The organism is Sphingosinicella sp. LHD-64 (assembly GCF_031157375.1).
In the GTDB taxonomy this organism is placed as follows: domain Bacteria; phylum Pseudomonadota; class Alphaproteobacteria; order Sphingomonadales; family Sphingomonadaceae; genus Allosphingosinicella.
Genome location: NZ_JAVIFV010000004.1, coordinates 647,363 through 670,814, shown reverse-complemented (window position 1 = coordinate 670,814; position 23,452 = coordinate 647,363). Strand labels below are relative to the sequence as shown.

28 protein-coding genes are annotated in these 23,452 nt (G+C 67.4%); 8 read left to right on the top strand and 20 right to left on the bottom strand.

The window, feature by feature from the left end; genetic code table 11:
- Nucleotides 1-79: 79 nt before the first annotated feature.
- Entirely contained in the window at nucleotides 80-706 is a 627-nt protein-coding gene (cmk, locus tag RCO27_RS16725) for a (d)CMP kinase (protein WP_309003839.1), read from the top strand.
- Here cmk and RCO27_RS16720 read toward each other — a convergent pair.
- Nucleotides 703-1,893 carry a hypothetical protein gene (locus tag RCO27_RS16720; protein ID WP_309003838.1) on the bottom strand — a complete coding sequence of 397 codons (1,191 nt, stop codon included), beginning with the start codon at nucleotides 1,891-1,893 and terminating at the stop codon, nucleotides 703-705. The two genes, cmk and RCO27_RS16720, sit on opposite strands and share 4 nt — an antisense overlap.
- Before the next feature lie 160 nt (nucleotides 1,894-2,053).
- Here RCO27_RS16720 and RCO27_RS16715 point away from each other — a divergent pair, with 160 nt between their 5' ends.
- Entirely contained in the window at nucleotides 2,054-2,770 is a 717-nt protein-coding gene (locus RCO27_RS16715; protein ID WP_309003837.1) for an NYN domain-containing protein, read from the top strand.
- Nucleotides 2,767-3,201 carry a GNAT family N-acetyltransferase gene (locus tag RCO27_RS16710; protein WP_309003836.1) on the top strand — a complete coding sequence of 145 codons (435 nt, stop codon included), beginning with the start codon at nucleotides 2,767-2,769 and terminating at the stop codon, nucleotides 3,199-3,201. The genes RCO27_RS16715 and RCO27_RS16710 overlap by 4 nt, the downstream gene beginning before the upstream one ends.
- Here RCO27_RS16710 and RCO27_RS16705 read toward each other — a convergent pair.
- Entirely contained in the window at nucleotides 3,198-4,106 is a 909-nt protein-coding gene (locus tag RCO27_RS16705; protein WP_309003835.1) for a cell wall hydrolase, read from the bottom strand. The genes RCO27_RS16710 and RCO27_RS16705 overlap by 4 nt on opposite strands.
- A gap of 155 nt (nucleotides 4,107-4,261) precedes the next feature.
- Between RCO27_RS16705 and RCO27_RS16700 the strand changes: the two genes are divergently transcribed.
- Nucleotides 4,262-4,897, top strand: coding sequence for a glutathione S-transferase family protein (locus RCO27_RS16700; protein WP_309003834.1), 636 nt, complete (start codon nucleotides 4,262-4,264; stop codon nucleotides 4,895-4,897).
- Nucleotides 4,894-5,781, top strand: coding sequence for a dienelactone hydrolase family protein (locus RCO27_RS16695; RefSeq protein WP_309003833.1), 888 nt, complete (start codon nucleotides 4,894-4,896; stop codon nucleotides 5,779-5,781). The genes RCO27_RS16700 and RCO27_RS16695 overlap by 4 nt, the downstream gene beginning before the upstream one ends.
- Nucleotides 5,782-5,842: 61 nt before the next feature.
- On the opposite strand, the gene RCO27_RS16690 is transcribed toward RCO27_RS16695, so the two are convergent.
- The 4 genes from RCO27_RS16690 to RCO27_RS16675 form a co-directional block, all read right to left on the bottom strand.
- Nucleotides 5,843-6,358 (bottom strand): hypothetical protein, encoded by a 516-nt coding sequence (locus tag RCO27_RS16690; RefSeq protein ID WP_309003832.1) that lies wholly within the window; start codon nucleotides 6,356-6,358, stop codon nucleotides 5,843-5,845.
- A gap of 50 nt (nucleotides 6,359-6,408) precedes the next feature.
- A complete protein-coding gene (locus RCO27_RS16685; RefSeq protein WP_309003831.1) occupies nucleotides 6,409-7,332 on the bottom strand; it encodes a hypothetical protein in 924 nt (307 codons plus the stop codon).
- Nucleotides 7,329-7,958, bottom strand: a complete 630-nt coding sequence (locus tag RCO27_RS16680) for an RNA polymerase sigma factor (RefSeq protein ID WP_309003830.1) — start codon at nucleotides 7,956-7,958, stop codon at nucleotides 7,329-7,331. Before RCO27_RS16680 ends, RCO27_RS16685 begins: the two co-directional genes overlap by 4 nt.
- A 99-nt stretch (nucleotides 7,959-8,057) precedes the next feature.
- Nucleotides 8,058-8,795: a Bax inhibitor-1/YccA family protein gene (locus tag RCO27_RS16675; protein WP_309003829.1), complete on the bottom strand. Its 738-nt coding sequence runs from the start codon at nucleotides 8,793-8,795 to the stop codon at nucleotides 8,058-8,060.
- Nucleotides 8,796-8,948: 153 nt separating this feature from the next.
- On the opposite strand from RCO27_RS16675, the gene thpR reads away from it, so the two are divergent.
- Nucleotides 8,949-9,482 carry an RNA 2',3'-cyclic phosphodiesterase gene (thpR, locus tag RCO27_RS16670; protein WP_309003828.1) on the top strand — a complete coding sequence of 178 codons (534 nt, stop codon included), beginning with the start codon at nucleotides 8,949-8,951 and terminating at the stop codon, nucleotides 9,480-9,482.
- On the opposite strand, the gene RCO27_RS16665 is transcribed toward thpR, so the two are convergent.
- On the bottom strand, nucleotides 9,467-9,946 hold the full coding sequence (locus RCO27_RS16665) for a low molecular weight protein-tyrosine-phosphatase (protein ID WP_309003827.1): 480 nt from the start codon (nucleotides 9,944-9,946) through the stop codon (nucleotides 9,467-9,469). The two genes, thpR and RCO27_RS16665, sit on opposite strands and share 16 nt — an antisense overlap.
- A gap of 75 nt (nucleotides 9,947-10,021) precedes the next feature.
- On the opposite strand from RCO27_RS16665, the gene RCO27_RS16660 reads away from it, so the two are divergent.
- The gene (locus RCO27_RS16660; RefSeq protein ID WP_309003826.1) at nucleotides 10,022-11,644 is read left to right on the top strand and encodes an MFS transporter; all 1,623 of its coding nucleotides are present in this window, start codon (nucleotides 10,022-10,024) and stop codon (nucleotides 11,642-11,644) included.
- A 13-nt stretch (nucleotides 11,645-11,657) separates the two neighbouring features.
- On the opposite strand, the gene RCO27_RS16655 is transcribed toward RCO27_RS16660, so the two are convergent.
- From RCO27_RS16655 to RCO27_RS16595, 13 genes are all read right to left on the bottom strand, one after another.
- A complete protein-coding gene (locus tag RCO27_RS16655) occupies nucleotides 11,658-12,179 on the bottom strand; it encodes a superoxide dismutase family protein (RefSeq protein WP_309003825.1) in 522 nt (173 codons plus the stop codon).
- Nucleotides 12,180-12,201: 22 nt separating this feature from the next.
- Entirely contained in the window at nucleotides 12,202-13,563 is a 1,362-nt protein-coding gene (locus RCO27_RS16650; protein WP_309003824.1) for a UDP-glucose/GDP-mannose dehydrogenase family protein, read from the bottom strand.
- A 175-nt stretch (nucleotides 13,564-13,738) separates the two neighbouring features.
- A complete protein-coding gene (locus RCO27_RS16645; protein WP_309003823.1) occupies nucleotides 13,739-14,875 on the bottom strand; it encodes an OmpA family protein in 1,137 nt (378 codons plus the stop codon).
- A 196-nt stretch (nucleotides 14,876-15,071) separates the two neighbouring features.
- A complete protein-coding gene (locus tag RCO27_RS16640) occupies nucleotides 15,072-15,566 on the bottom strand; it encodes a DUF2793 domain-containing protein (protein WP_309003822.1) in 495 nt (164 codons plus the stop codon).
- A gap of 12 nt (nucleotides 15,567-15,578) precedes the next feature.
- Complete coding sequence (locus tag RCO27_RS16635; protein WP_309003821.1) at nucleotides 15,579-17,738, bottom strand: phage tail protein; 2,160 nt, start codon at nucleotides 17,736-17,738, stop codon at nucleotides 15,579-15,581.
- The gene (locus tag RCO27_RS16630; RefSeq protein ID WP_309003820.1) at nucleotides 17,739-18,140 is read right to left on the bottom strand and encodes a peptidoglycan endopeptidase; all 402 of its coding nucleotides are present in this window, start codon (nucleotides 18,138-18,140) and stop codon (nucleotides 17,739-17,741) included.
- A complete protein-coding gene (locus RCO27_RS16625; RefSeq protein WP_309003819.1) occupies nucleotides 18,127-18,273 on the bottom strand; it encodes a hypothetical protein in 147 nt (48 codons plus the stop codon). Before RCO27_RS16625 ends, RCO27_RS16630 begins: the two co-directional genes overlap by 14 nt.
- 56 nt (nucleotides 18,274-18,329) lie before the next feature.
- The gene (locus tag RCO27_RS16620; protein WP_309003818.1) at nucleotides 18,330-19,145 is read right to left on the bottom strand and encodes a DUF2163 domain-containing protein; all 816 of its coding nucleotides are present in this window, start codon (nucleotides 19,143-19,145) and stop codon (nucleotides 18,330-18,332) included.
- A gap of 3 nt (nucleotides 19,146-19,148) precedes the next feature.
- A complete protein-coding gene (locus RCO27_RS16615; RefSeq protein ID WP_309003817.1) occupies nucleotides 19,149-21,437 on the bottom strand; it encodes a DUF2460 domain-containing protein in 2,289 nt (762 codons plus the stop codon).
- 1 nt (nucleotide 21,438) lies between these two features.
- The gene (locus RCO27_RS16610; RefSeq protein WP_309003816.1) at nucleotides 21,439-22,005 is read right to left on the bottom strand and encodes a tail tape measure protein; all 567 of its coding nucleotides are present in this window, start codon (nucleotides 22,003-22,005) and stop codon (nucleotides 21,439-21,441) included.
- 77 nt (nucleotides 22,006-22,082) lie between these two features.
- Nucleotides 22,083-22,271: a phage tail assembly chaperone gene (locus RCO27_RS16605; protein WP_309003815.1), complete on the bottom strand. Its 189-nt coding sequence runs from the start codon at nucleotides 22,269-22,271 to the stop codon at nucleotides 22,083-22,085.
- The gene (locus tag RCO27_RS16600) at nucleotides 22,264-22,581 is read right to left on the bottom strand and encodes a gene transfer agent family protein (protein WP_309003814.1); all 318 of its coding nucleotides are present in this window, start codon (nucleotides 22,579-22,581) and stop codon (nucleotides 22,264-22,266) included. Before RCO27_RS16600 ends, RCO27_RS16605 begins: the two co-directional genes overlap by 8 nt.
- Nucleotides 22,578-22,985 carry a phage tail protein gene (locus tag RCO27_RS16595; RefSeq protein WP_309003813.1) on the bottom strand — a complete coding sequence of 136 codons (408 nt, stop codon included), beginning with the start codon at nucleotides 22,983-22,985 and terminating at the stop codon, nucleotides 22,578-22,580. Before RCO27_RS16595 ends, RCO27_RS16600 begins: the two co-directional genes overlap by 4 nt.
- 46 nt (nucleotides 22,986-23,031) lie before the next feature.
- On the opposite strand from RCO27_RS16595, the gene RCO27_RS16590 reads away from it, so the two are divergent.
- Nucleotides 23,032-23,439: a hypothetical protein gene (locus tag RCO27_RS16590; RefSeq protein ID WP_309003812.1), complete on the top strand. Its 408-nt coding sequence runs from the start codon at nucleotides 23,032-23,034 to the stop codon at nucleotides 23,437-23,439.
- Nucleotides 23,440-23,452: the final 13 nt, after the last annotated feature.

Below are 23,452 nucleotides of genomic sequence, written 5' to 3'. Positions count from 1 at the left end.
ATGGCCGGGCGGCTGTCAAAGGCCCCGTCATGCACCGCCCGCCTTGCCTCCTTTTCAGGCCCCGCGCGTTGGCGCCGGCATGATCATCGCCGTCGACGGGCCCGCCGCCAGCGGCAAGGGAACGATCGCCAAGGCGCTCGCCCGCCATTTTCGCCTGCCCCACATGGACACCGGCGTGCTCTACCGCGCCACCGCACTGAATCTGCTGCAGACCGGCGGCGATCCGGACAGCGAGTTCTCCGCCGCCCGCGCCACCGATATCGCGCAGATCGATCTCGACGATCCGGAACTCAAGAGCGAGACGGTGGGCGGAATCGCCTCGCGCATTTCCGTCTATCCGCTCGTCCGCCAGGCTCTGCTCGAGCGTCAGCGCCGATTCGCCGACCAGGTCGGCGGGGCCGTTCTCGATGGCCGCGATATCGGCACAGTCATCGCCCCGCACGCCGACGTGAAGCTCTTCGTCACGGCCAGCCCGGAGGCGCGTGCTGAGCGCCGCTTCATGGAGCTGAAGCGCCTCGGCCTCAATGTCCATCTCCCCGACGTCCTCGCCGACATCCGCGCGCGCGACCAGCGCGACACGGGCCGCGGCGCCGCCCCTCTCTGCCAGGCCGAGGATGCAGTTCTGCTCGACACCAGCGAGATGAGCGTGGAGCAGGCAATTGCAACGGCCATCGAGGTCGCCGGGCGGCCAACCCGCCAAAGCTAGTTCGCGCCGGCGCCGTTCGGCCGCGCGCCATGCGCTTCGTGCTGCGCCCAGAAGAAGGAGGCCGCAGCATAGGCGGCCAGCAAGGCGAGGCCGAGATGCCAGCCGCCGGCCAGAGCGGCCGGAAGCAGCAGCCAAATCAGATTCTTGCGGCCGGCCAATGCGATACGGCCCCGCGGCCGACGTGCTTTCTTTTCGGGTTCGAGCGCGATCATGAAGGCGAGCGTGACGAACCCGAGCAGGATCATGCCCCAGCCGTACGTCTGGCCGACCGAATAGGAGAGCCCGATGAGTCCGGCGCCTCCGAAAGCATCGAGCAGATGCCGCCACCAGGCCCGCCGCGCGTCGGGCTGCATGCGCAGGCGGGCGAGGCGCAGCGCGATCCCCTCGAGCGGGGTCGCCAGCAGCATCAGGATGAGGCCCGTCCAGAGCCAGGCATAGCCGAGGAAGACCGCACCGAGTCCGGTCAGAACCGCACCGGCCGTGCCCACGCCGATCGTGGTGACCGGTGTCGCCATGAGAAGCGAGGTCGCCGTCCGCTCGAGCGGCGCCAGCATCCGCGCGGCCCAGCCGCCGCGGGCGGCACGGGCACCTTCGAGGATCTGGCGCTCGGCCTGGGCGACGTCGGTGAGGCTGTCGAGCATCGCGACCGGCGCATCGGCGGGCAGATGGCGGGCGCCGGCCTGGAGTGTCCGGCGCAGCAGGGTCGACTGGAGATCCCAGTCGCGCAGCATTGCCGCGGTGCTCTTCAGCATGGCGCCGTCGATTGCCGCGAGACCGCTCCAGCGGGCATGGGCGTCGATCCGCTCGTAGAGCTCGCCATGGGTGCTGTCGGGGACAGTGAGGACGATCGCGCTCTCCTCCACAGCCAGCCGGTCGAGCTGACTGCCGTCGGCGATCGCGCCGTCGGCGATGACGAGCAGACGGTCTTCGGGCTCGATCGCCGCCGCTGCCTCCTCGACGCCGCGGGCGACCTGGAGCGGCAGGCCCTCCCGACGCAGGCGGTCGAGCGCGGCGGTGAGCGCGGCCGGCATCCGTTCGACCAGCACGATGATCCGCCGTGCGCCGGCAGCATGAGCCAGCCGCGCCTGGCGCTCGAGAACGGTGCGCCCGGCCAGCGGCAAGGCGGCGCGCAGCGCCCCGGGCTCGGCCGATTCCTGATAGGCGGCGATCAGCGCGGCGAGCGCCACGTTTCGGCTCCCCTGCTCGACAAAGCGCTGGAATCTACGCGGTTTCGTGATCCCGTGCACCGCGACCCACCGCATGCGCCTGCGGCTTCACCGCATTCGACTCTCTTTGGGCCTGTGCTATTCGGCGTTTCCATTCTGTGATCTGGCGTAGAGGACCCCCATGGCCGACGACAATGGTTTTCGCGCACGCAATGTCGCGTTGCTGATCGACGCGGACAACGCTTCGCCGGATTCATTGGACCCGGTGCTCACCGTCCTCGCCGAGCTCGGCACGGTGAACGTGCGCCGCGCCTATGGCAACTGGCAGAAGCCGGCGCTGAAGGGCTGGGCGGCGATGACCCATCGCCACGCGATCGAGCCGCAGCAGCAGTTCGACGTCACCAAGGGCAAGAGCGCCACCGACATGAAGATGGTGATCGACGCGATGGACATGCTCTATCGCGGCCATGTCCAGGGGTTCGGCATCATGTCGAGCGACAGCGATTTCATGCCGCTCGCGATGCGAATCCGGCAGGACGGCTTCCCGGTCTACGGCTTCGGGACGGCGAAGACGCCGGAGAGCTTCCGTCAGGCCTGTACGCGCTTCATCGACGTCGGCGCCTTGGCCCGCACCGACGAGGCGGACGGCGAGGGCGGGGAAGGTTCCGCCATCGACCCAAGCGTCGTGAGGGTGATCGCCGACGCGTGGCGCAACGCCAAGCGCGATGAACGCGGCTTCGCCAGCCTGTCGGAGGTGGGCAAGCTCGCCGGCAACCGTTCCTCGTTCGACGCGCGCAGCTACGGCTATACGCGGCTTTCCGACATGATCGAGGCAATCCCGAACTTCCAGGTCGAGCGCCGCGAAAGCGGCGCCGCCTACGTGAAGCGGGTCCGGTGATCGAGATTGCACCGCTTGCGCCGGCCGACCGCGCCGACTGGGAGATGCTCGCCCGCGGCTACAAGGCCTTCTACAACGATCCCCTTCCCGACGAGGACTATGTGCGGACCTGGCAGCTGCTGATGGCCGGCGACAAAGTTCACGGGCTCGGGGCGCGGATCGACGGCCGGACGGTCGGGATCACCCACTATCTGTTCCATCCGCACATCTGGAAGGGCGAGGTCTGCTATCTCCAGGACCTGTTCACGGCGCCGGAGGTGCGCGGCAAAGGCGTGGCGCGCGCACTGATCGCCGCAGTCGCAGAGGCCGCGCGGACACGAGGCGCGTCGGCCTGTTACTGGCTGACCAAGGAAGACAACCGGGCCGCGCGCGCCCTCTATGACAAGGTCGCGCGCTTCAAGGGCTTCCTGCGCTACGATTATCCGTTCTAGCGGGTCAACGCAGCGGCCGCGCCCTCGCCTGCCGGCGCCGGTTCGTCGACCGCCCTCGTCTCGAATGGCGGAAAGCTGCCGCCCCGATGGATGCGCACGCCCTGAACGCTCTCGATCTGGACCAGATCGGCGCGCCCCGGGCGATTCGAAGCCGGGGCCGGTGCGTTGCTGCGATGGATGGCGACACCCATCACCATTTCCGTATCCGGCGATTCCGACGGCGTCGCGGCGGCGGCCTGCGCGGGCAATCCGCCTTCACCCCCTTCATAGGGGCGGCGGAAGGCCATCGGATCGCCCCACCGGCCGGGCCAGCGGTAGAAGATGTGCGAGCCGACCGTGACGGCGCGCCGCATCGATGACGCCCACCAAGGGTGGATCGCGGTGGTGTGAAAATGGGTGGCAAGGCCAACCGGCGCATAGACATGGCCGGCAAGCGCCGCCTCGGCGATGTCGCGGGCGCGTTCCCAGGCAACGGGCTCGCGCGCACGCCGCATCGCACCGTCGCACGTGAAGCTGAACTGGCAGCCGGTGGCGCGCTGCGCGCCCTGGAAGACGACGCCGCAGATGCCGCGCGGAAAGGCCGGGTGACGCACCCGGTTCAGCACCACCTGGGCGACGGCACGCTGGCCGTCGGTCCCCTCGGAACGCGCCTCATAGTAGACCGCGGCCGTGAGGCAATCGAGCGCACGACCGGTGACGTCCGTGCCGCCCGCAAAGGGCGCAGCGGCCGTGCCGGGCGCGGTGAGCGTGTCGATGACCTCGGGAATGCGCTCGGCCGGGAGATGCCGAAAAGTCTCGAGCGAAACGGCCTGCACCTCCGGCACTTCGGCATGGCGGGCCGCGGCCGGCGGCACGCATGATGCCAGCAGCACCAGCAGCGCGAGGAGCAGGCCACGTTCGAACATGGCTCTGCCCTAGGCGCGAGGAGTTATTTCCCGGTTAACTATGCGGCGCGGCACCGTCATGATGCGTTGTCGGGACAGCCGCTGCACGCGCGTTGAGACCTGCCGTGAAGGCAGCGAAACTGCTATCTCCCCGGCGATCAGACAGGAGAGTCGCCATGACCCGATCCCTCACCTTCTATACCAATCCACAGTCCCGCGGGCGGATCATCCGCTGGATGCTGGAGGAGGTCGGCGCGCCCTACGAGACGGTCACGCTCGATTTCGGCACGTCGATGAAGGATATCGACTATCTCGCGATCAATCCGATGGGGAAGGTGCCGGCGATCAGGCATGGCGACACGGTCGTCACCGAATGCGCGGCGATCTGCGCCTATCTCGCCGATGCGTTTCCCGAGGCCAATCTCGCGCCGCCGCACGGCAGCGAGCGACGCGGCCCCTATTATCGCTGGCTGTTCTTCACCGCCGGCCCGGTCGAGGCCGCGGTGACGAATCAGGCGCTCAAGGTCGAGGTCGGGCCCGAGCAGAAAGGCTTCGTCGGCTATGGCTGCTTCGAGGAGACGATCGACAATCTCGAGCACGCGATCCTGCCCGGGCCGTATATCTGCGGGGATCAGTTCACCGCCGCCGACGTCTATGTCGGCGCGCAGATCGGTTGGGGATTGATGTTCGGCACGATTCCGAAGCGACCGGCCTTCGAGGACTATGTCGGCCGCCTCCAGTCCCGTCCGGCGGCGATCCGCGCCAACGAGCTCGACGACGCGCTGATGCCCAAGCAGGAGGAGCCGGCATGAGCGATCCCGTGCTGCGCGCGGCGATCGCGCTCTACGACCGGTTCACCCACGAAGGCATGGACCGCCGTGCCTTCATGGCCGAGCTGACCCGGATCGCCGGCGGCAGCGCGGCGGCAGCGATGCTGCTGTCCAGCGTCGCCTGCCGGGCGGCGGCGGCGCAGGTACCGCCCGACGCGCCGGGGATTCAGGGACAGGAAGTGGAGTGGGAGGTCGCGCCCGGGCGCGCGCTGCGTGGCTATCAGGCCATGCCCGAAGGCGCCGCGCAGGCCGCAAATCCCGTGCCTGCAGTGGTCGTGATCCATGAGAATCGCGGCCTCAATGATCACATCCGCGACGTGGCCCGGCGGTTGGCGGTGGCCGGCTACCAGGCCGTCGCGCCCGATTTCCTGAGTGGCGCCGGCGGGACACCCGCCGATGAGGACCGGGCACGCGAGATGATCGGCCAGCTCGACATGGCTCGGACCATCGCCGACGGGACCGAGACTGTCCGGAGACTGGGAGTGCTGCAGGAAAGACAGCGCAAGGTCGGCATCGTCGGCTTCTGCTGGGGCGGCGCAATGGTCCATCGCGTGGCGCTCGCGGCCGGCGACAGTCTTGCGGCCGCCGTGTCCTTCTACGGCCCCGCGCCCGACCCTGCCGAAGCGTCGCGCCTCGTCGCGCCCGAGCTCGTCATTCTCGCCGGCCGCGATACCCGGGTAAACGCGACCGCCGGGCCATGGGTCGCTGCCTTGCGGGCCGCGGGCAAGGACGTGACCGAGATCACCTATCCCGATGTCGATCACGCCTTCCACAACGACACGTCCGCCGCCCGCTACAACCGCGCGGCCGCGGAGCAGGCCTGGGCCGCGACGCTCGACTTCTTCCGGCGGCATCTCGGCGCATAGAAAGCCCGCTCCGCACACAAGCGGAGCGGGCTGGCTCTCTGGGGGTGAAGGGAGCCGAGGCTCAGCGGCGGCCGAAGCGGGTGGCCCGCCGATGGGTGCCGCCATAGGGCCCCTGTCGCACGGCGACACGGCGGCCGGCGACGAGTTCGCCGTCACTGTTCCGGACGCCGCGACCGCGGACGTAGCCGTTAGACGTGCGCCGCGCGCCGGCACGATAGTCGTAGGTCCGCCCATTGAAACCCGTCGCACTGCCCTCGGCGCGATAGCCGCGCGCCGTGCGCTCGCGGCTATAATCGAAGCTGCGCGTATCGCCGTTGAATCGCGTCGTCGCGCCGGAGGCGACGACGCCGGCGTCGGTGCGCTGGCGATCGTAGGAACGGGTGGCCACCGCGCCATCGGACAGGCGGGTCAGGGTGCCGTCACGCGCGATCGTCCGCGCTTCGCGGTCGACGGTCGTGGTTCGCGAGCCTTCGTACCGCGGCGTCTCGACGGTCCGGGTACGGGTCACCGGCTCGGCGCCGGCCGCCAACGGCAGGCAGAGTAGGCCGGCCAGGCCGGCGAGAAAGATGGTCTTCACACTATTCTCCTTCGCTTGGAAAGAGAGGCCGGCCGCGCCTCTCGCTGCCCTTAACGCGGCGGCTCGACGAACCCTTCGCGCCGGCGTTCCTGTCGCGCCCGCCAGCGCCGCAGCCGCTCCTCGCGCAGTGCCCGACGACGTTCCAGCCGTTCCTCGCGAAACGCACGGAAACGCTCCGCGCGATCCGGATCGGCCGGCATGAAATTGTTGTCCGGGAGCCTGGCTGCGCCGGGATCAATGTCAGAGGAGGCGATGTCCGACGGCACTTCGACAGGAAGCGCCGGCGCGATCTCCCGGCGCCGCTCGATCTCGGCGCGGATGCGGGCCCGCCGGATCGCGCGCCGGTTCTCGATCCGGGCCGTCGCCACCGGATCACGCTCGACGGCCCGAGCCCGCCGGCGATCGAAGGCGCGCTCGATCCGTTCAGCGCCCGGCGTCGGCAACCCGACCGAGCGACGGGAATCGACGATCTGCTTGGCGACCGCGAGTCGCCGCCCCGGCGGCGCGTCGTAGAGGCGCCGGCGTTCGTAAGGAGAAAGTTCGCGCCAGAAGGCGCGCAACGGGCGTTCGGCCCTTGGCTGTGCATCCCCGGCCGTCGCCGGGCGCATCTCCTCGGCACGCGCCGGCAATGCCTTCCGGGGCGGGGCCTTGGGTGCTTCCGGCTCGGCCTTGACCCGGACGAACGGCAGCTCTGCCAGCACCGACTGAACCTTTGGCGGCAGTGGAACCCCGACATAGGTCGCCGCCACCGCGCCGCTGAAGGCAAGGCCGAACGCGGCGCCGCCGATCACGAGCGGGCGGCGCAGCCAGCTGCCACGGCGATCCCGCCAGGGGCGTGCCGCGGAACGGGATGCCTCCTGCGGCAGAGTGACAGCCGCCTCGGCAACACGCGCCGCCAGGCCCTCCGGCATGGGCGGTGGCGTATAGTTGGCCAGCAGCGCGTCGAGCGCGGCATCGTACGGCTGCGTGCTCATGCGCCCTCCCCTCCGCCGAGGAAGCCTTCGCCGGCAAGCGCGCGCGTCAGGGCCTGACGGGCGCGGACCAGGAGCGATTCAAACGCCTTCACGCCAACTCCGAGAATTGCCGCCGCTTCGGCATTGGACACGCCTTCGTGATAGGTCAGCACGATCGCGGCCCGCTGGCGATCGGGCAATGCCTGGATCGCAGCCGTCACCGCCGCGCGCCGCCGCTCGGCGTCGATCATCGCATCCGCCGTCGGTGCCTCGTCGGCGCGTTCGGGCGCTGCCTCGTCGCTCACGAAACGCCGCCGTCTCAGCCGGTCGAGGCAGGCATTGGTCGCGACCCGCCGCAACCAGCCGCCCAGCCCGCCGCCGGTCGGCGTCCAGCCTTTCGCGTTGACCCAGAGCTTGACGAACGCCTCCTGCACCACGTCCTCCGCTTCGGCCGCATCGCCCAGCAGGCGCCAGGCGAGCGCGTGGACCAGGGGCGTGTGGCGCTCGGTCAGCTGCCGGAACGCCGCGGCATTGCCACCGGCGACGTGCATCATCAATGCGCGTTCCGTCGTCTCGCCGGCGGAGGGCGAAGACTTCTCGTCCGGCAAAACGCCTACATCCAGCACAGATCCAATCCGCAGCGGCATCTTCCTAACGCGATCGCGAGAGATTCCCTTCGTTCGGTCAAGAAGAAAGGGGCCCGGCGTTGCCGCCGAGCCCCCAATCCGTTCTGACTTCCGTGTCGATTATTCGCGGTTGCCCAGGAAGCTGAGCAGGAACTGGAACATATTGATGAAGTCGAGATAGAGCGACAGCGCGCCCATGATCACCGTCTTGCCGATCATGTCCGTGCCGGCGACATAGGCGTACATGCTCTTGATCCGCTGCGTGTCATAAGCGGTCAGGCCCGCAAACAGCAGCACGCCGATGGCGCTGATCACCAGCTGCAAGGCCGAGGACTGAAGCCACAGGTTCAGCAGCATCGCGACAATCAGGCCGACGACGCCCATGATCAGGAACGTCCCGAAGCCGGAAAGGTCGCGCTTCGTCGTGTAGCCGTAGAGGCTGAGGCTGACGAACGCCGCGGCGGTCGCGAAGAAGGTCGTCGCGATCGACGTGCCCGTGAACACGAAGAAGATCGAGGCCATGGAGAGGCCCATCACCACCGAGAACGCCCAGAACAGGGCCTGTGCCGCACCGGTCGACAGCCGGTTGATGCCGAAGCTCAGCACCATCACGAAGGCCAGCGGCGACAGCATGATCACCCATTTGAGGATACCCGGGCCGAACAGCACCGCCGGCGCGCCTTCCCACTGCGCAAACAGCAGGGCAACGACGCCGGTGAGCAGCACGCCCGACGCCATATAATTGTAGACCGACAGCATGTAGGACCGCAGGCCGGCGTCGAACGCGACGTCGCGCGTGCCGACGGTTCCCGTCGCCTGCGCCGATCCGCGGACTTGCGGGTCAGACCAATTAGCCATCTCTCAAAACTCCTCATCTCCGGCGAAAATTCGCCGAATGGGGGTAATATCGTGGGATTACGGCCTGCTTTCAAGCGAAACCGGCGCAAACTGCCATCCCGGCGAAGGCCAGCGCCCGTTTTCAGGCGGTCATCAAAGGCATAATAGGCGTGAATGCACCGGCTTTTCGTTGCCATCCGTCCACCCGGGAATATTCGGGCATTCCTGCTCGGCGCGATGGGGGGAGTCAGCGGCGCACGCTGGCAGACCGACGAACAGCTCCATCTTACGATTCGCTTCATCGGCGAGGTCGACCGCCATCTGGCACAGGATATCCATGCCGCTCTCGGCTGCATCCATCACCCCGGGTTCGAGATCACCCTCAAGGGGATCGGTGCGTTCGACCGGCGGGGCCAGCCAGAGGCCGTCTGGGCCGGCGTCACGCCGCACGAGCCGTTGAACGCGCTGCACAAGAAGGTCGATCAGGCCCTCGCGCGGGTCGGCCTGGCGCCGGAACAGCGCGCCTATCTGCCGCACATCACGCTCGCGCGGCTCAATCGCGGTGCTGGACCGGTGGGGAGCCTGTTCGAGGAAGCTGGAGGCTTGTCGAGCCCGCCCTTCCGCATCGCTGCCTTCGCTCTGTTCGAGAGCAGGCTGACCCCGGAAGGCGCGGTCTATACCGAAGTCGAACGCTATCGGCTCGTTTGATCTCCGGCCATGATCTTGCACGCGAGCGCCCTGGCGCCCTCGGTTACGTCCGACCATGTAACATCGAATCCGGCGTCCGCACCATAATAGGGGTCGACGACGTCCGCGCCCTCCCGCCCCGGAATATGATCGAGCAGGAGCGAGATCCCCGCGCGGCTCCCCGGTTGCTGCATGGTGGCAAGATTGCGCAGATTCTGACCGTCGAGCGCGATGATGTGATCAAAGCGGTCGAAATCCTCCCGGGACACCTGCCGGGCACGAAGATGCGCGATATTGAGGCCGTTGCGCCGCGCGACAGCCTGCGCGCGCGGGTCGGGCGCATGCCCGACATGCCAGTCGCCTGTCCCCGCGGAATCCACGTCGACCTCGAGTCCGCGCCGTTCCGCCTCGGCGCGAAGCGCGGCCTCTGCCAACGGGAAGCGGCAGATATTCCCGAGACAGACGAAGAGGACGGCGGTCGACATGCTTCCTCGCCCGGTTGCCAAAGTGCGACGCTCTGCTAGCCATTGGTGGAAAGAACAACAATCGGGAGGATGGCCATGGCGTCGATGGGCGAGGAAGCCGCCGCCGCGACTCAGGCAAAACCGCGGATCGGCGGCTATGCTTGGTATGCCCTGTTCGTCCTCGTCCTCGTCTACATCGTCAACTTCATCGATCGGCACATCATTTCGATTCTCGTTGGTGACATCCAACGCGACCTAAATGTTGAGCCCGCTCAGATCGGCTTCCTGTACGGCACGGCCTTCGCCGTCTTCTACGCCCTGTTCGGCATCCCGCTCGGCCGCCTCGCCGACAGCTGGTACCGCGGCCGGCTGATGGCGATCGGGCTGGCGCTGTGGTCGTCGATGACTGCCCTGTCCGGTTTCGCGACCAGCTTCGGGATGCTTGCGGCGGCCCGTATCGGCGTCGGCATCGGTGAGGCCAGCGCCTCGCCTGCAGCTTATTCGATGATCTCGGATAGCTTCCCCAAGGAACGGCGCGCCACCGCCCTCTCTATCTACTCGAGTGGCCTCTATATCGGTGGCGCGCTCAGCCTGCCGATCGGCGGCCTCGTGGTCGCCAAATGGAATGCGGCCTATCCGATCGTGGCCGATGCGCCGCTCGGTCTCGCCGGTTGGCAGGCGGCCTTCCTCGCCGTCGGCCTGCCTGGTCTGTTGCTCGCCCTTTGGGTGCTCACCCTGCGCGAACCGATGCGCGGCGCCTCGGAAGGACGGCCGCAGCCGGTGGTGCGCCCCAATGCCTGGCGCGATTTCGGGAAGGAACTGGTCGCGATTCTGCCGCCGCTGACTCTGTTGAACGTCGCCCGCATCCCTGGCGCGCTGATGCCAAATCTCCTCGCGCTCGGCCTCACCGCAATAATCGGTTATGGTCTCTACCTCGTCACCGGCACTGGCGCGCAGTGGCTCGCCTACGGTCTCGGTGTCTATGCGATCTTTTCCTGGGTGCAGTCGCTGAAGCATCGCGATCCACCCGTCTATGCGCTGATCTGGGGCTCGCCCGTCGTCCTCATTCTTGCCATCGCCTTCGGCAGCATCTCATTCGTCACCTATGCGACAAGCTTCTGGATCCCCTTCTATGTCGAGGAGCATTTCTACGGTGGCGGCGCCGCCCCGGCGCATTATCTCGCCGGCCTCACCGCCAAGGCGGAGGTCGGTCTGATCATCGGCTCGACGTCTGCTGCCTCTGCGGCGATCGGCGTCATCCTTGGCGGCTACCTGTCCGATCTCTGGCGACAGCGCGACCCGCGCGGCCGTATCTTCGTCAACATGCTCTCGGTCGTGCTGCCGATCCCACTTATTGGGTTCCTGCTTACCACTGAAAATCTCGCCGCTTTCTATTGGGTGAACCCGATCGCGCATATGTTCGCTTCCGCCTGGGTCGGGGCGGCGGTGGCGACGCTGCAGGATCTGGTGCTGCCGCGGATGCGCGCAACTGCCGGAGCGACCTACATCCTGGGCACGACCATGGTCGGCCTCGCGCTCGGTCCTTATTTTGCCGGTCAGATGATGGGGCTGGCCGACCGCAACATCGCGGTCGGGATCGCGGCTCTCTACTTCATGCCGGTCCTGACGCTGATCGGTCTCTGGATCGGCGCCCGCCACTTAGCGACGCTCGAAGCGACGAAGGTCGAGCGCGCACGCGCCGCGGGCGAACCCGTTTAGCGCTCGCGAACGATCAGTTCAGAACCCCGCAGGCCACCCGCGCCCCGCTGTTGCCGGTGGGATCTGTCCGATAGTCGTCCGGGCTGGCATGGATGATCACCGCAGCGCCATCAGCGTCCAGCAAGGGATGGTGACCGCCCCGCAGCTGCGCCGAGGGAATGTCGAACGTCAGGCTGCCGGTGCCGTTCCCGGCCACGGTGAGATTGGGCAGATCGCCCATGTGCGCGCCTTGGGGATTCTCGCGGCCATGCTGCCTGGACATGGGATTCCAGTGGCCGCCCGCACTCGCAAAATCGGGCGCGTCGCAAAGGCCGGCCGTGTGGATATGCGCGCCATAGGTGCCCGCCGGCAGTCCGCTCGCCTCGATCCGCAGACGGACCGCCTCGCCGGCCTGCTCGACCGTTGCCCGCGCGACAACCTGTCCCTCGGTCTTGCGCAGATCGGCCTGGGCCGAACCGCCGCCCGCTTGCGCCGCGACACCCGTGGCGATGGCCAGCGCGGCAATGCCGCTCGCACCGATCAATGCTGATCTCATCGTCTCGTCTCCCTTTCGGCGTTCAACGGGCTTCGGACCGAAGGGTTTCGGCGAGCTTCAGCTGAACCCTGGCCGGCCGCGCCGGCTTACCGAGACCATGCCAGGCCAGGCCAGCGGCCTCAACCTCCTCGGGCGGGTAGATGTTGCGAAGATCGACGAGCACCGGGGCCGCCATCGCCTGGGCGATCCGTTTGAGATCCAGTGCCCGCAGCACATCCCATTCGGTGACGAGCGCGACCGCGTCAGCGCCCCGCACGGCCTCGTAAGGGCTCGTGCACAATTCCACATTGGGCATAAGCGGACGGGCCTGTTCCGCGCCTTCGGGATCGTAGCCACGAACCTTCACGCCTGCGTCCTCGAGCGCCTGCACGATCGCGATCGACGGCGCATCGCGCATGTCGTCGGTATTTGGCTTGAAGGTCAGGCCAAGCAGCGCCACCGTCTTGCCGCGTGGCTCCTCGCCGAGTGCCCGGATCACCTTGCGGCCCATCGCCCGCTTGCGCGCGTCGTTTACCTTCACGACGGCTTCGACGATGTGCAGCGGCGTTTGATAGTCCTCAGCGGTTTTCAACAGGGCGAGCGTGTCCTTGGGAAAGCAGGAGCCGCCATAGCCCGGCCCGGCGTGCAGGAATTTGGCCCCGATCCGACCGTCCAGGCCGATGCCGCGGGCGACATCCTGCACGTCCCCACCTACCGTTTCGCAAAGGTCAGCGATTTCGTTGATGAAGGTGATCTTGGTCGCCAGGAAAGCGTTCGCTGCATATTTGATGATCTCGGCGGTCCGGCGCGAGGTGAAGAGCAGCGGCGCCTTGTTGAGATAAAGCGATCGATAAACCTCTCTCATCATCTCGATCGCGCGTGGATCTTCGGTGCCCACGACGATGCGATCCGGGCGTTTGAAATCCTCGATCGCCGCTCCTTCGCGCAGGAATTCGGGATTCGAGACGACCCAGGCCTGCTTGCCCGGCGCCGTCTCGCGCACGATCCGCTCGACTTCATCGCCCGTGCCTACGGGGACCGTCGATTTCGTGACGATCACGGCCGGCCCGGTCAATGCGGCCGCAATCTCCTGCGCCGCGCTGAACACATAACTCAGATCTGCATGACCATCGCCGCGTCTCGAGGGCGTCCCAACCGCGATGAAGATCGCCTCGGCACCGTCGACCGCAGCTGCCAAATCCATCGTGAATGACAGCCGCCCCCCGGCCACATTACGGGCGACGAGCTGATCGAGGCCCGGCTCGAAGATCGGCATCACGCCCCGCTCGAGCGCCTCGATCTTGCCGGCATCCTTGTCGACGCAAACGACGTCGTGCCCGAAGTCGGAAAAGCAGGCACCCGACACCAGACCGACATAACCGGTCCCGACAACTGCAATACGCATCTTCGCTCCAATTCAGCGTGAATCGGGGCGCCGATACCAGAGCTGTCTGAGATCGAACAGGGGCGCCGAGGCCGCACCGCCGTGCGTACGATGAAACCCACAAAAAAGGAGCCGGTCCGAAGAACCGGCTCCCAATTCTGTGATCAACCCGCCGCCGAAGCGGAGGGTTACCTTCTTACCAGCCGGAGCCGGGGCCGAAGGTGATCTCCACGCGCCGGTTCTGCGGCTCGCGAACGCCGTCGGCGGTCTCGACCAGCGGACGGCTTTCGCCGAATGCTTCGGTCGACATCGCGCCATCGGGCACGCCACGGCCGGCCAGATACTGGCGGACGTTGTCGGCACGACGCTGCGAGAGGCCCACGTTGTAGTCGGCCGAACCCGAGCGGTCGGCGTGACCCGCGAGCACCACACGCGCCTGTCCGGTCTGCTGGTACGCAGCAGCCGCGTTGTCCAGGATCGCAGCCGCCTGCGGCGTGATGTCCGACTTATCCCAGTCGAAGAACACGATGAACGGACCCGGCGTCGGCGGAGGCGGCGGCGGGGGAGGCGGCGGCGGAGGCGGCGGTGGGGGAGGCGGCGGCGGCGGCGGAGGCGGCGGGGGCGGCGGCGGAGCGCCGAAGTTGAAGGTGATGCCACCCAACAGGCTGTGCGACCGGAACCGCGTCGACGACACGTCGCCGAGGAAGTTCACCGTCTCGATATCGTCGGCGTTGAAGAAACGATACTTCAGCGTCACGTCGATATTGTCTGTGACCGCCTGACGGACACCGGCGATGAGCTGCCACGCGAAACGCGTGTCGGAATCATCGAGGAAAGCGCCCTGGTTCTCGAAGATGCGCTGGTTGTTGTAGCTGACACGAGCCACGCCGACACCACCGCCCACGAACCCGCTGAGGCCATCCTCATCGCCAAAGTCCAGCAGGCCGTTGACCATGAAGCTGAGCGCTGTGGTGTTACCACCACCGGCCGGGAATACCGTCTGCGCAATCGGCCCACCGGCACCGATGCCGGGCAGCGCGATAACGCTCTCGACCTCATCAAGCCTGGCCCGCTTGTAAGCGACCTCGGCTTCGATCCGGAACGCGCCAAGATCGTAACCCGCATAGAGGCCGCCGTCGAAGCCATAACGATGATCGATCTCGACCTGGGCATCGCCGCCCGGGATGGTCTGGGGACGCCCGAAGTCGAACCCGATGTCCTCAACGATCATGGCACCGAAATCGCCGCCGACATACCACGCGCCATTGCGCGCAAAAGCCGGAGTCGCGAGGACGGTGGACGACAGCGCCACTACAATGGCGAGCTTCCGCATAAATCTTCCCCTTTCTTCTGCGTCCCGATCGGGAACGACGTGAACTCCTTACGGTAAGCGGAGTTTGCGTGCAAGCGCGCTTCGCCCCTCACCTGTTGCTGAAAAGCCGCAGTTCACCGGGAAGATGAACGAAGGCTCACAGCGCGTCGGCAAACGACGCACCGGCCTTCGAGTTGCATCGGATGCAAGACAAATTTCAATCAATCAGACCGTGTGACTTTAATGTGACAATTATCGCCCCTATCGCCGACCGAGATTCAGCGTCGATTGTCGTTCCACCAGAAGGAGTTGGAATATCAGGTTGGCGGGGGCCAACCACCTGTTCGCCATTTATCATCAGCGCGGCAGCCGGCATCGCGCCGTCGGACCACGCCTCACCGTTCCAATATATCCAGTGGGAGGCTTCCTTGTCCCACACCATCATGCCGGGAACCGGCGAGACGAAGCGCCAGCCGGCCGAAGTCCAGGTCGCGAGACAGCCTGTCCGACCGGCCCAGGCGCCCGATGCTCCGGCTTCGACGATCCACCCCTCGCCGGACACCGGCTCGGCGGGAGGTTCGGTTGCGAACCCCTTCACACAACTGTGCAGCGCACAATCGATCGTTGTCAGCGCCTCATTGTGAAAAATCTCCTTCTGCGCTTGGCCAGGCAGGATGAAGGGCAGCGCGAAACGCGCACTGGTTTCGGTCATAGGGCTCTCCGATCATTCGAACAGGATTTCTGCTGGGCGCGACACCGCATGGGTTCCGATCTGTGCGACCGCGATATGAAGCGCCCCGACCCAGCCATCGGAGACCTGATCGGCAGCGCTGTAGACGTGGGAAGCCGAACTCAGCGTAACCACGCGTTCGAATCCTTCGCCGGACAAGAGAAGGCGATAGGATTCACTTTCCTCGCCGAGCGGCGTGTCGCTGTCGCTCAGCCAGGTCCAGCCGAGACGACTGCGCCGAATCCAGCGGATCAGGACACCTCCATCGGTCAGCCGCTCTGCCTCCAAATGGACTGGCGCCGGTGGTCGCAGGGCCTCCGCGGTGATCGAGAGGTCGATACTGACGGGCTCGTCGTCGCCGACGCCGTTCGCCGTCACGCGTGCCGAAGCACCTGCCGCCCCGATCGGCGCATCGATGGTTGCGAGGCTCTCGCGTTCGATCAACGCAAAGGGATCACCCGATATATGCGCCGCTGCCGCCCATTCGGTGCCACGACGCCCACGCAACAGGTGCCTCAGCCGAAAACGCCGACCGCCCAGCCAGAGGGCGCTGCCGAACTGGATCAACTCGCTGCCCACCAAGGCGAGATTGGCACCATTCGCAAGCGCGTCGTCACCGGCGCTTTCCAGCCACATCGTCTCGTTCAGCAGTTCGACCTCGAGGCTCGCGACCTCGTCGAACAGGGCCGAATTCCCCGTACCCAGCGCGGTCAGTGCCGTGCCCATCGTCGCCGCCGGCGCGGTCACACCGGCATCCTGCCAGCTCGCCCCGTCATCGAAGCTCGCCATGAGCGCCGCCCGCCGCCAACCGTCCTCGATCCCGGCGGCAGCCACGAGGAGCGACGGCTGCGCGCCCTGCGGCTCGCCCAGCGGCAAGTCGAAGACCCGCAGAGTCGTGGGTCCATGAACCAGATCGGGTTGACGTACGCCGTTTCCCGGCGTCGCCGTCGCCGGCTCGTGGAGGAATCCGTTTCCAATCCGGACAAGCTCCAGCGCGATCGACATTCGCTCTGACGTCCATCGTCGGACGCGCCACAGGCCGGCTTCGCTCGAAAGAATCACGTCATTGCCCGGCCGCAGCGCCGCGTACGCCCAGCCAAGCGACAGATTGGCGCGGGTGCGCCCGGTTCGAAGGACGGCCAGGCGGCCTTCCGCCAAACCTTTGGCCGCTCCTGCGGAGAGCGCCGCGGGGACGTCGCGCCGCTCGACCACGCGGCCATCGGGCGCGCCAGCCAAAGCCCGCTGAAGACCCGCCTGATAGTCGCGAGCCGTGTCATAATAGGCAATGCTGACCTCACCAGGCAGGGTGGCAAGCGCGCGCCGCGTCATCTGGCGTCGCGCTGTCTCCCCGGCGCCATCGACCGGCACCGGAGAACCGACGTTGCTTCCCAGCCACAGCCGACCATTCCGATCGACGAGCGACAATGCAGCAATGTCTGCCAGCGCCTCAACTGCGTTGCGCACGCTGTCTCCGCCGGCCGCATAGCCATGCAAGAGCGGGGTTGCAGCGTCAGCCGCGAGCGCCGGCCCCGCCAACGCCTCCGCAATGGCCCCGATCGTCACCGGCGCTTCGTCCGCTTCCACCTCGAAGCTCAGGGAGGGAATGCGGTTGCCATAATCTTCAAGCTGGAAGTTCTCGAACACGGCATAGGCAAGGCCGCGGAAGGCCGGCGCCTGGGTTGCCCCCTCGGCCGCCGCGATCAGCGGATCGGCATCCTGATCCTCGTCGCCGGCGTGGAGACGATAGCCTGTCTGCGTCTTGAAGTCGCCTGCGCTGCCCCGCAGCAGCTTGCCGTCGGCCCAGATCCGCCGAACGGTCCGGATGGGCCGGGCGGACAGCGCGACGGCAAAATTCGCGGAATAGGAATAGGAAATGGTCTTGGGACGTCCTTTGCCTCCGCTGCTCGTCGACCGGCTTTCGACGAGGTCGGTCGCCCAGATCACGGTGCCGGCCACGCGTATCATTCCAAAGATCCTGGGGATATCGGTGCCGTAGGCGGATGTCTGTACGGCCAGGCTGCCAAGCCGCGACCCCTGCCTGGCCTTGGGCGCAAAGAGCGAATTGTCGATCTGCTGGCCCAGGATCGATCCGATCGCGCCGCCGATGGGCCCGCCGATCGCGCTGCCAACCGCGGTGAGCACCAGGGTCGCCATTCATGCCTCCTCGAAAATGCGCCGCCAGATGCCGAGGACGGACCAGGGCGGGCTGCCGGGACGCTCGACCACCCGGCGCAGGCCTGCGTCCGCGTGCACCAGTCCCGCGCCGGTCCAGATGCCGAGATGGAGCTGTTCCGGCCCGGCGCGCATCGCGAGCACGTCACCCGGATCGGGCGTTTCGGACAGACGAAAGCCGGCCGCGCATAGCCCGTCCGCAAGGTGTTCAGGAGATCCGCCGCGCAGCGCATAGCCATCCGGCGGGCGCACAATCCCCGCGGCCATGGCTACGACACCGACACAGTCCAGCCCGCTCTCTGCATTCCGGCCCTTCGGGCGGAAGCGCACCCCGATCAGGGTGCGCGCCCGTTCCACGATGGTAACGCCGCTATTCGTCTTCATCAGCGGGCGCGATTGCCGGTTTCTTGACGATCTCGACCGCGTTTCCGTCCACTTCCACTCGGATATGATCGGGAATGTGCGCGCAGGCGCCGAGGGCGAGCAGCAGCGATCCAGGACAGGCGAGATGCCGCATGGTCAGTCTCCTTCGTGTAAAAATCGGGGGCGAAGCTGCCCCGGAAACAAAGCTGATCAGGCGCCCGGATAGCGGGTCAGCAGGTCCATACCCGGCAGGTGCGGCTCTCCGCGAAAATTCGCGACATTGGCGAACCGGCTCGCGCAGGTCGCCAGGCTCTTGTCGCACCCTTCCTGGATTTCGACGAGGTCGCCGGTCTGCGGCGCCAGATCGGGCGCGTCGCGCAACGTCAGACGCGTATCGTCGGAACGCAATATGGCGTTCTCGAGCCCGCTCGAATGTCCGCTGATCCAGCGCAGCCGGCCGTAGGCATAGGCATTGCCGGGCGCGGCGCTGGCGACCTCCACCACGTCTTCGGCGATCACCGCGGCAATCCGCGTGAGCCGGGTGCGCGGCGCCATGTCGATCCGGCATCGGCGGTCACCCAGGAGCGCACGGCATTCGGGCGAGGTCTGCTCGGCGACGGGCCGGTCCAGGATGGCGGTCGGCCCTTTCAGCTCGGCTTCGAAGCCGTCGCCCTTCAGGGTCGCCTCGCCGAGCTCGCCGCGCGCGACGGATAGCTTCTGTGCTGCCGGATCGCGCCAATCGACCATGAATACCGAGAGGATGGACCCATCCCACCGACCGGCCTTGAGATCGGCGGCCCGGATCGCGTCACTGGTCAGCGCGCCTTCGACGTCGAGCATGTCCGCATCGAATCCATCCGACAGGCTGATCGACGACGGCAACATCCCGGGAGCGGCACGATAGATCAGTCCGTCGATCGACAGGTCGCGGTCATGCGTGGTGAAGCCGAGCGCCGCACCGTCCCGCCGCTCGAGGCGCCAGCACAAGGCGACGGTGATCAACTCCCGCTGCAGAAAGCTGGTCACGGCCTACTCCCGAACCTCGATGAGCGGCACCGACGGGATCTCGCCGGCCGCGAAAGTCGCGCAGCTGACATTGAGCCGATCCTCCGCAAATCGCACCGGCACGTCGAACCGGAACCCTGCGGCGATCACGTCCCCGGAAGCTGGCGGCACGGCGAAGTTGACGATCCCCTTCGGCCCGAGCGTCCAGCCGCTGATCCGCTCGACACCGTCCACGGCCACCCGCACGCTACCCGGCACCGGCCGGGTGATCCGCCGTTGCTGCGCGCCATATGCCTTGATGAGAGGGAAGTCGGTCCGCGCTCCGTCGCCGGTGCCGATATCCTGATCGGCTATCTGAGGGATGCCCGTCATCCCGTTGGAAGAATTGTCGAACGGATCCTCAAACCGAAACGCAACCGCGGCACCGTGCCGGGCACGAAAGAAGCCGATGAGCGTCTGAATGTCCGCCTCGCCGCGCACGCCCGGTCCCACGTCGAACCGCAGCCGCGCATCCGCCCATTCGGCATTGCGCTGCTCGGCGCCGCTCGCCGTCGTCACGATTGCGGTGGAGAAGGCCGGCTCCACGCTGGCCTCGCGCCCGAGCGCGATCGGAAAGCGCACGTCGTCGAAAGCTTCCACCTCCCCTTCCCCTTTTCCGAAATGGACGAAACCGTCGCGCAGCACCTGCGGAAGCGCCCAGACGAACACCTCGGCAGCACCACGCCGCTCGGCAGCCTCGGCGGCGCGCGCAATCGCCGACCATTGATGCGCGTCGTCGCCCGACAGCACGAATCCGGCGAGATAGTGTTGGGCTTCCGGCGGATAGCCAAGCCGCGCCGCCATCGCCGCGACGGCGCCGGCCGTCGCGCCCGAGCGGCCCGACGTCACCCAGTCATAATCCTCAAGTTGCAGGACATCGAAGGCCGGCACGGCCCAGCCGAGCGGCACGTTCGCCCGCCTCACCTCGGGCGCCGCTGCATCGAGCACGGTCGGCAGATAGACCAGCAGCAGCGTCTCGGCTTCAGGCGCCAGATCCCGGACCGCCACGCAGAGCGCCGCCGTCGATGCCGCCAGCACGGCGCCCGCCGCGTCCAGCGTCGCGGTCTGCATCGCGTCGAGCGGCGTCCGCACGTCCGGGATCGGCGCCGGTGCGAAGACCATCACAGCAGCCGCATCATAGAGGCAGATGCGTCCATCCGCCGTCACCCACCACCACGGCTCACCCACCTGGAACCGCACCGGCAGGCCAGCCTCCAGGAGCATCGCCGCGAATGCGCGCGCGACGAGCCGCAGATAGTTCATCGCACCCTCATGGGCGGGCGACAGCAGCGTGGAAGGCGGCTCCCATCCGGTCAGCGCCGGCGATCCGTCCGCCGCGCGCTGCTTCCAATCGTTCCAGCAATGCTGATCGAGCAGCTCGTAGGAGAGCGAGACGATCAGCTCGAAGCCGAGCGCCTTGGCCTTCGCCGCGAAATCGCGATGCCACGCGGCGCAGGGGGTGTTCAGCACCCCGCCGGCCAGGCTGACGTAGAATCCGCCGCCCAGCGCCTCGAGCCGGAAATAATGGCTCATCCCGACATAGTGGTTGATCGCCTTGCGATAGCCGAGCCAGGCGGTGTTGCGCAGCACCCGCGCCGGCGTCAGGTGATAGAGATCGTCATAGCCGGTCGCGATCCTGAGATCGTGCTCGGGCACCAGCGCGTCGCCTTGTCCCAGCACGGAGCCCGATCCGTCGCACGCGATGTCCGCGAGCTCTGCCCAGCCCTCCGCAGGCGCCGCGAGCGGCAGGTCCACGCCGGTATAGCCCGGCGAGGCGAGCGAGACGAACAGCCGGTCGATGTCTCCGGCAAAGACAGGATCGTCCGCTTCCCAGCCACCGGCCAGCGCATCGAAATCGAACATGACCAGCGCATCCTCAGGCGTGCCCTCGGCATAGTTCCACAGCCGCACGAACCAGGTCCGCGCCGCCCCCGCCGCATCGCGCCCTTCGATGGTGAGCGTCGGTCCGTTCACGGCGTCGAGCGGCAGCAATCCACCCGATCGCCAGCAAAAGGACAGTCGGCAGCGCCGGAAATCCTTCTTTGTCTCGTATCTTAGCAGCGGGTGATCCCACCGGTCCTCAGCTTCCCAGATCAACCCGGCAAGGTCGTTCGCCGTGTAGGACACCGTCTCGATCCGGAGCGCGTTCGGTCCGGTCGTCACCACGCTCGCCATCATCGGGCGCGGAAAATCGACGGTCCAGTAGCGCGCATCGAAACGCTTCACCGTGCCGAGCGTCTTGGCGCTGCCGGCCGGCGCAAGCCAATGGCCCATCTCAATCCTCCACCTGCATGAGCGCGCGCTTGACCGCCCGCGCCACCTGCCGGCTCGACGCCTGGAGCGCCCCCGCTTCCCGGCCGGCCGGCGCGTTCACGGTGATGCTGAGCCGCACCTCCCGCGCATCGCCTGCCCGCAACGTCTCGATCCTTCCGCTCGCCGTCGGCACGAACAGCTCCGGCCCGCGTTCGCCGACCAGATAGGGCCGCTGCGGCGATACCGGCCCGCCCGTCGCGCGCCCCGGCACGCCTGTGAGCAGGGCAGCGAGCGATCCGATCGGACTGCCGCCCCCCTTTCCACCGCCGAAGATGGCCGCAAGGCCGTCGCCGATCGAGGCCGCCGAAATCTCGGCCATCACCGACAGCGCGGCCCGCTTCAGATCCTCGAAGCCGAGCTTGCCCGTGCGCACCGCCCGCGCCAGCGCGGTCTCGAGCGCCCGTCCGGCCCGGTCCGCCCCGGCTGCGAACGGTCCGTCCAGCTCGGCCCGCATCGTCGCGACGTCGCGCGCGAAGACCGAGGTGTCGGCGCGCACGCTGACGATCAATCTTTCGATTTCCTCGTCCATGACCTCATCTCCTTGTCCCGCTCGTCCTGAGCAGCCGTTGAGCGAAGCCGAAACGGCATGTCGAAGGATCGATCTCTTCATCCATCGGGAAACATCTCCATCAGCCGCGCGAGATCGCCGCGCGAGGCCGGCGCCTGCGTCGTGCCGGTCAGTGCCACCAGGATCGCCGCCAGCTCGGCAGGCGTCGCACGCCAGAACTCCTCCGGCCGCCAGCCGAGCAGCGCGCCAGCCAGTCCGGCAAGCCGGCCTGCCCCTGCCCTAAACACGTCCTTGCAGGATCTGGGTCAGGAGGACCTTCAGTGCCGGTGTGGCCCGCGCCAGTCCGCCCTCGACGATGGCGTCGCCGATCCCGGTGCGCGTACAGCTCTCGCCCCGATCCGCCACGCAGTGCCAGAACAGGGTGGCGATCTCACCGAGCTTCAGCCCGCCCGCCGCGGCGCGCTCGACGAGCGCGAACAGCGCCCCCAGCTCTTCCTCCGCGGCGACCAGCGCCTCGAAGGTCGGGCGCAGTACGAGCGCTTCGCCGTTCACGACGATCGCCGCTTCGCCCCGCGCCGGATTTGCCGGCCGGCTCATGCCGCCGCCACCGCGCCCGAGCTTTCGAGCGCGAGCGTGTAGGTGCGCTCGCCGTTATAGTCGCCCGCATAGTCGAGCCGGGTCACCAGGAACCTGCCCCGCATCCGCTCGCCGCTCTCGAAGCTCAGCTCGTAATCGTCGACAAGGCCGCCGAGCGCATTGGACTTCAGCCGCCCTTCCGCCACCGAGCCGGTGAAGATGCCGCTCGCCGCCACCGAGACCGATCGCACGCCGGCCCCGGACAGGAGCTCCCGCCACCCTCCGGACTCCTTGCTGGTGACGTTCACCGCTTCGCCGTTCACGGACATCTGGGTCGTGCGCATGCCGGCGATCGTGGCGTAGCCCGGCGGGGCGCCGCCATTGCCGATCTTCAGCAAGAATGCGCTTCCTTTTTCGGCGCTCATGGCGCAATCTCCTTCTTCTCAAGCAACTGAAAAATAGGGGGTTAGGATGCTGTCAGTGTTGCTTGCGTTCGCCGCCGGTGCGGCCCTCCAGAATGAAGGCGTCAACAGTGCGCGGGACGCCTATTCGGTCTGCCTGCGCGAGTATCTGCGTGCCCAGCTCAATGCGGAAGCACAGCCGGCGGCGTTCGAAGCCGCGCTGCCCAACCAGTGCGGCGACCGCGCGAACGGTTTCCGCGCGGCGATGGTCGCGCGCGACGGCCGCAACGCCAGCACGCGCGCCCAGGCGGAGGAGGATGCCCGCATGACCATGGAGGACATCCGCGCCAACATGATCGAGCGCTACCGCGGCGAATATGCGGACGCGCATCCGGAGCCGCAGCAGGCTCCGGCGCAGGCCACCGCGCCGCAGACGGCCGCGACCACGCCGCAACCGGCGCCCGCGACGCCGCAATAGCCCGCGCGCGGGT